This window comes from Bradyrhizobium sp. RP6 (genome assembly GCF_003837805.1).
Taxonomy (GTDB): domain Bacteria; phylum Pseudomonadota; class Alphaproteobacteria; order Rhizobiales; family Xanthobacteraceae; genus Bradyrhizobium.
In genome coordinates this window covers 106611-118535 of the sequence record NZ_RQIT01000011.1, presented here as the reverse complement: position 1 = coordinate 118535, position 11925 = coordinate 106611, and the positions used below count along the sequence as shown (strand labels likewise).

Here is an 11925-nt window from a genome sequence, read left to right as displayed (position 1 = left end):
ATGGGCGAAGTTATTCGATTTGTCTCGAAATCCGAGCGCGAGCGAGCGCGTCTCATTCAGGAAGCGCGCGCCATCTACGACAGCATCTTCCCTCCAGCTGATCCGGCCAGCGACGAGCAGGACGGACCGGCGGTCGGTCGCACGTTCATCGGCCGCGATCGGGAGTAACGTATCGTGATCAAGATCATCGCCGTGCTTTGCAGTCTCGCCTCTCCCGCCAATTGCCACGAGCAGGTCGTCACCACTTCGGACTTTGCGCAGATCTCGGTGCAGTCCTGCCTGATGGGCGCGCCGCAACTCGCCGAATGGATGAACCAGCATCCGGCCGAGCGACTGGCTGCATGGCGCTGCGTGATCGGCAACCAGGGCGGCAGAGGCATCTGAGGCCGAAGGCCAAGCCGCATCTCCTCGCCGCCATCGGATGGACCCGGATCAGCGCCAAGGCGCGATGCGATTGGGGTAAATCGTCATAGCGCTTTGGGCTATGCTTGAGCATCGGAAAACCGCTGCACGCTTTTCGGATCTTGCTGTAGTGCATTGCGTTCAGCGACTTCCCTGGACGCAAGCAGCATGACCGGCCCCGAACTGAAGCAGCTTCGCAACGACCTCTCCGATGCCCTTGAGCGGAAGCTCACTGCGGCCGACATGGCCAAGCTTTGCGGATTGCCGGAGACAGGGGGCGCCGATACCATCCGGCGCTGGGAGATCAGCGGCCCGACGCCAGCGGCGACCAGGGTCCTGCGCGTGCTCGCGATGGCGAGCGAGCGCTATCCGATCCTGGAGAAGTTCGACATCTTCGATCGTCATGACGTGCGTGAGGAAGACCGGCCGGCAAAGCGCGCGGCCTTTCGCGAACAGATGCGCGATGAGGTGCGGCGGCGTCTTGGTTAACGAGAGGCGCGCGCAAGTTACCTGGGAGGTGCGAAGTTAAGCCTTCCTTCACCACTTCTTAAGTCGCCATTAAGCACGAAAATCATTTACACCCCAACAAGTTAGGTTGGCTGTCGCTGTGCCACGCATGTGACAGCATTTTCATCAAAAGCGAGCTATCTGCAAAACCAACGACGGCGCAGGAAATCGCGCCTGCCGGGGACCTTACGTGTTGGAGTTCAAGACGATGAAGAAAATTCTGTTCGCGACCGTGGCGCTGCTCGCGATGGGCGCGGCCGCGCCGGCCGTCGGCGCCGATCTCGGCAACCGCAATTACTACAAGACGCCCGCGCCGGCCTACGCCGCGCCGATCTACAATTGGACGGGGTTCTATCTCGGCGCCCACGTCGGTGGCGCGTTCTCCAGCGACAACAATTTCAACGGCCTTTCCACCGGCAACAACGGCAACGGCCGCTTCCTCGGCGGCGTGCAGATCGGCGCGGACTGGCAGTTCAACCCGAATTTCGTTGTCGGTATCGAAGGCCAGTATTCCTGGCTCTCGGGCAGCGTCGGCGCAGTGTTCCCGGGCGGCATCGCCTATACCAACGACCAGCGCGGCCTCGGCTCGATCACCGGCCGCGTCGGCTATACATGGGGTCCCGGCCTGCTCTATGTGAAGGGCGGCTACGCCTATTCGGACAACAATGAGAAGGTGACTGTGGGCGGCGTGCCGACCGGCTTCATCATCGACGGCGATCACCGCAACGGCTACACAATCGGCGCCGGCCTGGAATACATGTTCGCCCCGAACTGGTCGGCCAAGGCCGAGTACCAGTACTACAATTTCGGCGACGCGCACTTCACGGCGGGCCCGCTGGTGGGCACCGGCAGTTTCACCACCGACGACCATACTTTCAAGGCAGGCGTCAACTACCGCTTCAACTGGGCAAGCCCGACTGTGGCGCGCTACTGATCGGTTATCAAAACCTTATCACGATGAAGGGCCGGCCTCGTTGCCGGCTCTTCTTTTTTCGCTCTGCGGAACATGCGCAACCAATTGCGCCAAGTGCGATTTTTTAACCGGTGCTGCCGATACTGCCGTCACAAGCAGAAGCAAGAACATTGGGGGAATTTTCGATGGCGATCCGTCTGGGCCTTGGCCGCTTCCTTGGCCGTTTCCGTCCTCGTTTCAAGATGCCGAAATGGGGCGTGCGCGGCAGCCTGTTCGCGGCCTTCGCGGTGATCGCGGGCATGGGTCTCGTGATCGCGGCCGGCGCCGGCCTGGCGCTGCAGAATCTCGGCGGACGCATGACTGAACTGAGCGGGCGGGACATTCCGCGCCTTTCCGCCAGCCTGCAATTGTCGGCACTGAGCGCGAGCCTTGCGGCGCAGGGGCCGGCCCTGCTTGCGGCGCAAAGCGAGGACGCCCTGAATGAGCGCACCAAAAAGCTCCTGGAATTGCAGGAGCAGACGCAGCGGAAGCTCAACGAGATCATCGAGTTCGGCGGCGACAAGAGCGTCGTCTCAGGGCTCAGCGACACGATGAAGAGCATCAACGAGGCGGCCCAGAGCCTGGCGAAGGCCGCCCGCGAACGGCTCGATATCGCGGCCCTCCATGAGAAGCAGTACGATGCGCTTCGCAACGCGCAGGGCGCGTTCGTCGGCGCTGCGAGCCCGGCGATGCTGGACGCGCAGACCCGCGTCAACGCCATTCTCGGCTCAGCCGACCTGTCCGCCGCAGATGCAACCGAAGCCGCGCAGACCGTCGGTCAGCTCGGCAACGTCGTCGCCAGCGGCAACCTCGCCGCCGCCAACATGAGCGCGGCGCTATCGGCGAGCACGAGCGACAAGCTCGACGACATCCAGAAGGAATTCAAGACGGCACAGGGACGCCTGCGGTCCAACCTCGACCTGTTGCCGGACAACCAGGGCAACAAGATGCTGCGCGAGACGGCGGAAAAGCTGCTCGCGCTCGGCACCGGCAAGACCGGCGTGTTCAATCTGCGCGAGAAGGAGCTCGACTCCATCGACTATGGCCAGACCATCCTGGACGAGACCCGCAAGCTCAATGTCGGCCTCGGCATCAGCGTGCAGCAGCTCGTCGACGGCGTGCAGAAGGAGACCAACGCCTCGACCTTGCAGGCGCGGCAGGAGATCTCGCTCGCGACGTCGGTCATGCTGGCGCTGGGCGGGCTGATGCTGGTCGGCTCGGCGCTGTTCGTCTGGCTCTATGTCGGCCGCAACATCCTGCGCCGGATCGGCGCCTTGCATCAATCGATGCAGCTGCTCGCGAACGGCGATCTCGAAACCGAGATCTACCGCTCGAAGAACCACAACGACGAGATCTCGGTGATGGCGAACACGCTGCAAGTGTTCCGGGAGAGCATGATCGAGGCTCGCGCCCTGACGAGCGAGCAGGACAAGGACCGTATCGCCAAGGCCGAGCGTGCCGCGCGCATGGAAGCGAAGATCGCCGAATTCGAGAGCACGGTGCGCTCCGCGCTTGAAAATCTGGCGCAGTCGGCCAATTCGATGCAATCGACCGCGCAGAACATGTCGAGCACCGCCGACCAGTCCAACGCGCTGGTGAACGCGGTCGCCTCCGCCGCGGAGGAAACCTCGGTCAACGTGCAGACCGTGTCGGCCGGAACCGAGCAGCTGTCCTCCTCGATCCAGGAGATCAGCCGCCAGGTCGTGACCTCGGCCGAGATCGCCAAGAAGGCCGTCGATGAAGCGGGAGCGACCGACGCCACCGTGCAGAGCCTCGCCGACAGCGCGAGCCGCATCAGCGTCGTCGTCGACCTAATCCAGACCATCGCCTCGCAGACCAACCTGCTCGCGCTCAACGCCACCATCGAGGCCGCGCGCGCGGGCGAGGCGGGTCGCGGCTTCGCGGTAGTCGCCTCCGAAGTGAAAAGTCTGGCGAGCCAGACCGCCAAGGCGACCGACGAGATCCGCACCCAGATCGCCAGCATGCAGGAGGTCACGACCTCCGCGGTCGGCGCCATCCAGGGCATCGGCCGGATCATCGGCGAGATCAACGACGTCACCACGACGATTGCAGCCGCGGTCGAGGAACAGGGCGCCGCCACCCGCGAAATCGCCCGCAACATCCAGCACGCTGCCGGCGGCACCAGCGAGGTCTCCAGCAACATCGTCGGCGTCTCCACCGCGTCCGCCGAGGCCGGCGCTGCGGCCACCGAAGTGCTGAGCGCCTCGGACGCGCTGAGGCGCGAGGCCGATATGCTGCGCGGGGAGATCGACACCTTCCTCAACGACATGCGGGCGGCTTGATTGTCATTCCGGGGCGCCTCGAAGAGGCTAACCCGGAATGGCGGCAGTTTTGACGCTCTATCCGGGCTGCGGAAAACGGCCTGGTATGACCGCCATGCGGTCGCCGCCCAGCATCCTTTTTCGGCTGGCGCCCCGCGCGCACTGGGTTTAAGCCGGTAGCATGAGCTCGAAAACCGACATCGCACAGTCCTCGGCCGAGGCCCTGCGCTACCCCTGGGAACAGCACCCCGGCCCCGAAGAGGTCGTGGAGGTGCGGCCCGGCGTGTTATGGGCGCGGCTGAAACTGCCGTTCCGCCTCAACCACGTGAACATCTACCTGCTCGCCGATGGCGACGGTTATGCGATGATCGATGCCGGATTCGGCAACGAGGAGACGATCGAGGCCTGGACCAAGCTGTTCGATGGACCGCTGAAGGGCGTCAACATCACGCGGCTGATCGTCACCCACTCCCACCCCGACCATGTCGGTCTCGCCGGGTGGATCGTCGAGCGTTTCAACTGCCCGCTGGTGATGTCGCAGGTCGAATATCTGCAATCGGTCTATCACCAGAACCGCGGCACCGAGGAACGGCGCGAGGCGCAGCGGCTGTTCTTCCGCCGCCATGGCATGGATGAGTCGCTGACCGAAAAGCTGCTCGGCCGCGGCCAGGATTATCTGAAGCGCGTCTCGGTGCTGCCGCCGTCCTACCGCCGCATCTCGCATGGCGACGACGTCGTGATCGGCACGCGCCGCTTCAAGGTGATCACCGGCGGCGGCCACGCGCTCGACCAGGTGATGCTGTATTGCGCCGACGACAAGCTGTTCCTCTCCGCCGACCAGGTGCTGAGCAAGATTTCGCCGAATGTCAGCGTCTGGGCGGTCGAGCCCGACCAGAACTCGCTCGGCGAATATCTGGCCTCGCTCGCCAGCCTCACTACGACTCTTCCCTACGACGTGCTGGTGCTGCCCGGCCACGGTGTGCCGTTCTACGGATTGAAGACCCGCATCAAGCAGCTCGCCGACCACCACGAAGAGCGCTGCCGGCTGATCGCGGAAGCCTGCCGCGAGGTGCCGCAAACCTCGCGCGCCCTGGTGCCCGTCGTGTTCAACAAGCACGTGCTGGACGAGCACCAGATGGGCTTTGCCGCAGGCGAGCTCGTCGCCCACGTCAACTACATGCTGGTCGAGGGCCGTCTGACGGCCGAGATGCAAGACGGCGTGCTGCAGTTTCGGACAACGTGAGGGCGCCAGCTCACTTCATGTTCGCGATCGCGTGCAGCGCCGCGATGTAGCCGAACGGTCCCAGCCCGCAGATCACGCCGGTCGCCACGAACGAGATCCTGGAGTGCCGGTGGTATTCGTCGCGGGCGTGGATGTTGGAGATGTGGACCTCGAGCACCGGACCCTCGAACGTCTTGATCGCGTCCATGATCGAGACCGAGGTGAAGGAGAGACCGGCCGGGTTGATGATGATGGCGTCGGCGTCCTGCCGCGCCGATTGGATCAGATCGACGAGCACGCCCTCGTGGTTGGACTGGTGGAAGGCGAGCTTGAGCCCGAGCTTGGCGGCGACATCCTCGCAGCTCGCGTTGACCTCTGCGAGCGTCGTCGTGCCGTAGATGTGCGGCTCGCGGATGCCGAGCATATTGAGATTGGGTCCATTGAGAATCATGACACGCTTCATCGGGCTTCCTTTCGCATGGGCTGTCCGGTTGATGGGCGCGCTGCTCCAGCCGGGTGAGGCTACGGCGTCGACGCCGCCAGATCCGCCATCATGGATGGAGCGCGCGCCATGGACAAAATGTCCACGGCAGCCCCGCCTCCCGACCAGTCCGGTTCCCGGCCCGGCAGTCCCCGTGTTAGGCGCTTGATCCAAATCAACAATCGCGGCCGGACCGGCGGTTATCAATTGGCACGCTCGCCTTGCCTCAAATGTGTGCTGGCGCATAGACATTGGAGCTCGAAAAGCTCTAAAAATTGAGCGGCCGTCATGGCCGGGTTCCGTTGCGGGTTTTGCCGATGGATTACAACCAGTTCTTCGATTCCGCCCTCGATCGTCTCCACACCGAGCGGCGCTATCGCGTTTTCGCCGACCTCGAACGCACGGCCGGCCGGTTTCCGCACGCGGTCTGGCACTCGTCCAAGGGCAAGCGCGACGTCGTGATCTGGTGCTCGAACGACTATCTCGGCATGGGCCAGCACCCGAAGGTGGTCGGCGCCATGGTCGAGACCGCGACGCGCGTCGGCACCGGTGCCGGCGGCACCCGTAACATTGCGGGCACGCACCATCCGCTGGTTCAGCTCGAAGCCGAGCTCGCCGATCTCCACGGCAAGGAAGCCGCGCTGCTGTTCACCTCGGGCTATGTCTCGAACCAGACCGGCATCCCGACAATCGCAAAGCTGATTCCGAATTGCCTGATCCTGTCGGACGAGCTCAACCACAATTCGATGATCGAGGGCATCCGGCAGTCCGGCTGCGAGAGGGTCGTGTTCCGCCACAACGATCTTGCCCATCTCGAGGAGCTGTTGAAGGCGGCCGGCCCCAATCGGCCGAAGCTGATCGTCTGCGAGAGCCTCTATTCCATGGACGGCGACGTCGCCCCGCTCGCCAGGATCTGCGATCTCGCCGAGAAGTATGGCGCGATGACCTATGTCGACGAAGTCCACGCCGTCGGCATGTACGGCCCGCGCGGCGGCGGCATCGCCGAGCGTGACGGCGTGATGCACCGCATCGACATTCTCGAGGGCACGCTGGCAAAGGCGTTCGGCTGTCTCGGCGGCTACATCGCCGCCAATGGCCAGATCATCGACGCCGTGCGCTCCTACGCGCCGGGCTTCATCTTCACCACCGCGCTGCCGCCGGCGGTCTGCTCGGCGGCGACCGCCGCGATCAAGCACCTGAAGACCTCGAGCTGGGAGCGCGAACGCCACCAGGACCGCGCCGCCCGCGTCAAGGCGATCCTCAATGCCGCCGGCCTGCCGGTGATGTCGAGCGACACCCACATCGTACCGCTGTTCGTCGGCGGCCCCGAGAAGTGCAAGCAGGCCTCCGACCTCTTGCTCGAAGAGCACGGTATCTACATCCAGCCGATCAACTACCCGACCGTCGCCAAGGGCACCGAGCGCCTGCGCATCACGCCCTCGCCCTATCACGACGACGGTCTGATCGATCAGCTCGCCGAAGCGCTGCTCCTAGTCTGGGAACGCCTCAGCCTGCCGCTGCGCGAAAAGTCGCTGGCAGCGGAGTAGGGTTCTTACCCTGCCCTGGAGGAAGGGTGGGCGCCCGTGGGTGCACGCTCGCACCTTAACGACAACCCCGGTTCCTCCCCCGGGCGCGGCATTTCGCTGTCGCCTACACCCGTCCAACGCGCTAGGCTTGCAGGGAAAATGAGCTCGGGCGCTGGCAGCGCCCAGGGAGAAGCACGCTCACCATGCTGCACGACTGGGGCGTGATCGCCGCCGCGTTCGGTTATATCGGCTTCCTGTTCCTGGTGGCGAGCCACGGCGACCGCCGGTCGGCGGCCGGGCCCGGCCGCGCCTCCGGGCTGATCTACCCGCTGTCGCTGGCGATCTACTGCACCTCCTGGACCTTCTTCGGCTCGGTCGGTTTCGCCACCCGCACCTCGACCGACTTCCTCGCCATCTATCTCGGCCCGATCCTGATGATTGGGCTCGGGGCCGGCGTACTTCGCCGCGTGATCCAGCTGGCGAAGGCCCACAACATCACCTCGATCGCCGATTTCATCGGCGCGCGCTACGGCAAAAGCCAGGCGGTAGCCGCCACCGTGGCGCTGATCGCCATCATCGGCTCGGTGCCCTACATCGCGCTCCAGCTCAAGGCGGTGGCCTCCTCGCTCGAAACGATCCTGACCGAAGACCAGGCCTTCTCCCACATCCCGCTCGTCGGCGACGTGGCGCTGATGGTGACGCTGTCGATGGCTGCCTTCGCCGTGCTGTTCGGCACGCGGCAGACCGACGCCACCGAGCACCAGCACGGCCTAATGCTCGCAGTCGCGACCGAATCCATCATCAAGCTGATCGCCTTCCTCGCCGCCGGCATCTTCGTCACCTTCTGGATGTTCTCGCCGCAGGAGCTGATCGAGCGCGCGATGAAGACGCCGGAGGCGGTGCGCGCCATCAACTATTCGCCGTCGATCGGCAATTTCCTGACCATGACGCTGCTGTCGCTGTGCGCCATCATGCTGCTGCCGCGCCAGTTCCACGTCAGCGTGGTGGAGAATTCGTCCGATGCGGAGGTCGGTCGGGCGCGATGGCTGTTCCCGCTCTACCTCGTCGCCATCAATCTGTTCGTGATTCCGATCGCGCTTGCCGGACTCGTGACGTTCCCATTCGGTACCGCCGATCCCGACATGTACGTGCTGGCCCTGCCGATGGAGGGCGGCGCAGACCTGCTCAGCGTCGTCGTCTTCGTCGGCGGCCTTTCGGCAGCGACCGCGATGGTGATCGTCGAATGCGTCGCGCTCTCCATCATGGTTTCGAACGATCTCGTGGTGCCCCTGGTGCTGCAGCGGCGGCCGGAAGGGCGCACCGGCGGTGCCGATTTCAGCAACTTCCTGCTGCGCTCGCGGCGGCTCGCGATCTTCGCCATCATGGTGATGGCCTATTTCTACTATCGCGCGCTCGGCAGTACCCAGCTCGCGGCCATCGGCCTGCTCTCCTTTGCCGCCATCGCACAGCTTGCACCAAGCTTCTTCGGCGGGCTTTTGTGGCGGCGCGCGACCGCGCGCGGCGCCATCGGCGGCATGGGTGTCGGCTTCGCCGTGTGGCTCTATACGCTGTTCATGCCGAGCTTCATGGATTCCTCGACCACGGGAATCCTGCTGCTCCAGCACGGCCCGTTCGGCATCGAAGCACTGCGGCCGCAGGCGCTGTTCGGCGCCGACCTGCCGCCGCTGATGCACGGCGTCATCTGGTCGCTGTCGCTCAACATCCTGACCTATGTGCTGCTGTCGCTGGCGCGAAGGCCCTCGTCGATCGAGCTGCTGCAGGCCGACCTGTTCGTGCCCAATACGCTCGCGCCAATCTCCCCGAGCTTCCGCCGCTGGCGCACCAGCGTCACCGTGCAGGACATCCAGACAACGGTCGCGCAATATCTCGGCCCCGACCGCGCCAGGCAATCCTTCGAGGCCTTCTCGGCACGGCGAAACGTGCGGCTGGAGCCCGGGGCGCCTGCCGATTTCGAGCTGTTGCAGCACGCCGAGCACCTGATTGCCTCCTCCATCGGCGCCGCCTCGTCCCGCCTCGTGATGTCGCTGCTGCTGCGCAAGCGCACGGTCTCCGCCAAGGCCGCGCTGAAGCTGCTCGACGATTCCCACGCGGCGCTGCATTTCAACCGCGAGATCCTCCAGACCGCGCTCAACCACGTGCGCCAGGGCATCGCCGTGTTCGATGCCGATCTGCAACTGATCTGCTCCAACCGGCAGTTCGGCGATCTCCTCAACGTTCCCCCGCATTTGATCCAGTTCGGCACGCCGCTTCGCGAGATCCTGGAATTCATCGGGGTGGGTGATCCGGACGATCCGACCGAACGCGAGGCGGCGCTGGAGCGGCGCCTCGCCGCCTACACCACCGACAGCGAGCCCTATCTCGAACGCCTGCCGGAACGGCACATGGTAATCGAGGTGCTCACCAACCACATGCCCGGCGGCGGCTTCGTCATCACCTTCACCGACGTCACGCCCACGTTCGAAGCCGCGGAAGCGCTGGAGCGCGCCAATGCGACGCTGGAAAAACGCGTGCGCGACCGCACCGAAGAGCTGACACGGCTGAACTCCGAGCTGGCGCAGGCAAAGAGCGCGGCGGAGGACGCCAGCATCTCCAAGACGCGCTTCCTCGCCGCTGCCAGCCACGACATCCTGCAGCCGCTGAACGCGGCGCGGCTCTATGTCACCAGCCTCGTCGAGCGCCAGCACGATGGCGAAGAGACCCGGCTGGTCGAGAACATCGACGAATCCCTGCAGGCGATCGAGGAGATCCTCGGTGCGCTGCTCGACATCTCCAGGCTCGACGCCGGCGCGATGACGACCTCGATCTCGAGCTTCAAGATGGCCGACCTGATGCGCTCGCTTGAGATCGAGTTCGCGCCGATCGCGCGCGCCAAGAGCCTGGAGCTCACCTTCGTGCCTTGCTCGCTGCCGGTCGAGTCGGACCGGCTCTTGCTGCGGCGCCTGCTCCAGAACCTGATCTCGAACGCGATCAAGTACACCCCGCGCGGCCGCGTGCTGGTCGGCTGCCGCCGCCGCGGCACCTCGCTCAGGATCTGCGTCTACGACACCGGCGTCGGCATTCCCCTGGTCAAGCGCGGCGAGATCTTCAAGGAATTCCATCGCCTGGAGCAGGGGGCGCGGATCGCGCGCGGCCTGGGTCTGGGGTTATCGATCGTGGAGCGGCTGGCACGCGTGCTCAAGCACGGCATTGCCATCGACGCCACTGCCAGCGGCGGCTCGGTATTCTCCGTGACGGTGCCGACGGCGAAGGCGATCACCCACACCGCGGCCGTGACCAGCGCAACGCCGCTGGCGCGCACGCCGATCTCGGGCGCGCTGATCGTCTGCATCGAGAACGATGCGGCGATCCTCGACGGCATGCGCACGCTCTTGAAGGCCTGGGACGCCGAGGTGATCGCGGTCGCCGACCCCGAAGGTGCGATCGCCGCAATCGAAACAGCCGGAAGACGCGTGACCGGCCTGCTTGTCGATTATCACCTCGATCGGGGCAACGGCATCGCCGCCATCCGCGAGATCCGCCGCCGCTTCGGCGATGGCATCCCCGCAATCCTGATCACCGCCGACCGCAGCCCCGCCGTGCAGGTCGCCGCGCGGGACGAGAAGATCGCGGTGCTCAACAAGCCCGTGAAGCCGGCTTCGCTCCGTGCCCTGCTGGGTCAGTGGCGCACGCAGCAGATGGTGGCGGCGGAGTGAGATTCGCAAATCAGTAGTCGGTCGATACGCTCAGCGCGCGCCACGTCTCCAATTCCTCGAGACGAAGCTTATCCGCCGCCGCGATGGCGTTCACGGCGTCGCTGCCGAGCGCAATTCGCAAGGGCGGCCGATCCATGTCGACGAGCTTCAGCACGACGGCTGCAGCCTTGGCGGGGTCGCCGGGCTGGCGGCCATCGTAATCGCGCTGCATCCTGACGGCGGCGCCAACGACCGCGTCGTACTCCGGCCGTCCCTCGCCGGCCGCATGCGCGGCCCGGGCAAAGCCGGTGCGAAAGCCGCCGGGCTCGACGATCGTCACGCTCACGCCGATCAACGCCATCTCGCGCGCCAGCGATTCCGAAAAGCCCTCGATCCCCCATTTCGCGGCCGAATAGCCGGCGCGGGCCGGAGCACCAATGCGCCCGCCGACGGATGAGACCTGCACGATGTGCCCGCGGTGCTGCCGACGCAGCACGGGAATCGCGGCCTTGGTGACGATGATGGTGCCGATCAGGTTGACCTCGATCTGATGACGGAACGTCGTCAGGCTGGTGTCCTCGACCGATCCGAGATCGCCGTAACCGGCGTTGTTCACGACCACATCGACACCGCCAAATGTCTGCACCGCCAAGCCGACCGCTGCTTGCGCTGCCGCCTCGTCCGTCACGTCGAGGGTTGCAAGCCGAAGCCTTTCGCCGAAGCGCTCAAGCAACGGTTCGAGTGGCGCTGGATCCCGGGCCAACGCAAGCACGCGATCTCCCGTCGTGAGCGCGGCTTCCACGATCGCCCGGCCAAGCCCGCGCGAGCTGCCGCTGATGAACCAAGTCTTGGACATGACGG

10 protein-coding genes are annotated in these 11925 nt (G+C 65.1%); 8 read left to right on the top strand and 2 right to left on the bottom strand.

Translation table 11 applies throughout. From position 1 onward, the window contains the following. From EHH60_RS37630 to EHH60_RS20800, 6 genes are all read left to right on the top strand, one after another. Positions 1 to 168 carry a hypothetical protein gene (locus tag EHH60_RS37630; protein ID WP_199751680.1) on the top strand — a complete coding sequence of 56 codons (168 nt, stop codon included), beginning with the start codon at positions 1 to 3 and terminating at the stop codon, positions 166 to 168. A gap of 6 nt (positions 169 to 174) precedes the next feature. Further along, positions 175 to 384: a hypothetical protein gene (locus tag EHH60_RS20820; RefSeq protein ID WP_124161308.1), complete on the top strand. Its 210-nt coding sequence runs from the start codon at positions 175 to 177 to the stop codon at positions 382 to 384. 186 nt (positions 385 to 570) lie between these two features. Next, the gene (locus tag EHH60_RS20815; RefSeq protein WP_124161307.1) at positions 571 to 891 is read left to right on the top strand and encodes a helix-turn-helix domain-containing protein; all 321 of its coding nucleotides are present in this window, start codon (positions 571 to 573) and stop codon (positions 889 to 891) included. A gap of 226 nt (positions 892 to 1117) precedes the next feature. Next, positions 1118 to 1843 carry an outer membrane protein gene (locus EHH60_RS20810; RefSeq protein ID WP_124161306.1) on the top strand — a complete coding sequence of 242 codons (726 nt, stop codon included), beginning with the start codon at positions 1118 to 1120 and terminating at the stop codon, positions 1841 to 1843. Positions 1844 to 2007: 164 nt separating this feature from the next. Then, complete coding sequence (locus EHH60_RS20805) at positions 2008 to 4164, top strand: methyl-accepting chemotaxis protein (protein ID WP_124161305.1); 2157 nt, start codon at positions 2008 to 2010, stop codon at positions 4162 to 4164. Between the two features lie 160 nt (positions 4165 to 4324). Then, the gene (locus EHH60_RS20800; protein WP_124161304.1) at positions 4325 to 5386 is read left to right on the top strand and encodes an MBL fold metallo-hydrolase; all 1062 of its coding nucleotides are present in this window, start codon (positions 4325 to 4327) and stop codon (positions 5384 to 5386) included. A gap of 10 nt (positions 5387 to 5396) precedes the next feature. Here EHH60_RS20800 and aroQ read toward each other — a convergent pair whose 3' ends face one another. Then, complete coding sequence (gene aroQ / locus EHH60_RS20795; protein WP_124161303.1) at positions 5397 to 5828, bottom strand: type II 3-dehydroquinate dehydratase; 432 nt, start codon at positions 5826 to 5828, stop codon at positions 5397 to 5399. A 335-nt stretch (positions 5829 to 6163) separates the two neighbouring features. Here aroQ and hemA point away from each other — a divergent pair, with 335 nt between their 5' ends. Beyond that, positions 6164 to 7393: a 5-aminolevulinate synthase gene (gene hemA / locus EHH60_RS20790; protein WP_124161302.1), complete on the top strand. Its 1230-nt coding sequence runs from the start codon at positions 6164 to 6166 to the stop codon at positions 7391 to 7393. Between the two features lie 182 nt (positions 7394 to 7575). Next, positions 7576 to 11085 carry a PAS domain-containing hybrid sensor histidine kinase/response regulator gene (locus EHH60_RS20785; RefSeq protein ID WP_124161301.1) on the top strand — a complete coding sequence of 1170 codons (3510 nt, stop codon included), beginning with the start codon at positions 7576 to 7578 and terminating at the stop codon, positions 11083 to 11085. A 10-nt stretch (positions 11086 to 11095) separates the two neighbouring features. On the opposite strand, the gene EHH60_RS20780 is transcribed toward EHH60_RS20785, so the two are convergent. Beyond that, a complete protein-coding gene (locus EHH60_RS20780) occupies positions 11096 to 11920 on the bottom strand; it encodes an SDR family NAD(P)-dependent oxidoreductase (protein ID WP_124161300.1) in 825 nt (274 codons plus the stop codon). Positions 11921 to 11925 lie beyond the last annotated feature (5 nt).

Excerpts from the sequence above, each read along its gene's own strand:
- aroQ (WP_124161303.1), bottom strand. The coding sequence starts at position 5,828 with ATGAAGCGTGTCATGATTCTCAATGGACCCAATCTCAATATGCTCGGC.
- EHH60_RS37630 (WP_199751680.1), top strand. The coding sequence starts at position 1 with ATGGGCGAAGTTATTCGATTTGTCTCGAAATCCGAGCGCGAGCGAGCG.
- EHH60_RS20805 (WP_124161305.1), top strand. The coding sequence starts at position 2,008 with ATGGCGATCCGTCTGGGCCTTGGCCGCTTCCTTGGCCGTTTCCGTCCT.
- EHH60_RS20800 (WP_124161304.1), top strand. The coding sequence starts at position 4,325 with ATGAGCTCGAAAACCGACATCGCACAGTCCTCGGCCGAGGCCCTGCGC.
- EHH60_RS20815 (WP_124161307.1), top strand. The coding sequence starts at position 571 with ATGACCGGCCCCGAACTGAAGCAGCTTCGCAACGACCTCTCCGATGCC.
- EHH60_RS20780 (WP_124161300.1), bottom strand. The coding sequence starts at position 11,920 with ATGTCCAAGACTTGGTTCATCAGCGGCAGCTCGCGCGGGCTTGGCCGG.
- hemA (WP_124161302.1), top strand. The coding sequence starts at position 6,164 with ATGGATTACAACCAGTTCTTCGATTCCGCCCTCGATCGTCTCCACACC.
- EHH60_RS20785 (WP_124161301.1), top strand. The coding sequence starts at position 7,576 with ATGCTGCACGACTGGGGCGTGATCGCCGCCGCGTTCGGTTATATCGGC.
- EHH60_RS20810 (WP_124161306.1), top strand. The coding sequence starts at position 1,118 with ATGAAGAAAATTCTGTTCGCGACCGTGGCGCTGCTCGCGATGGGCGCG.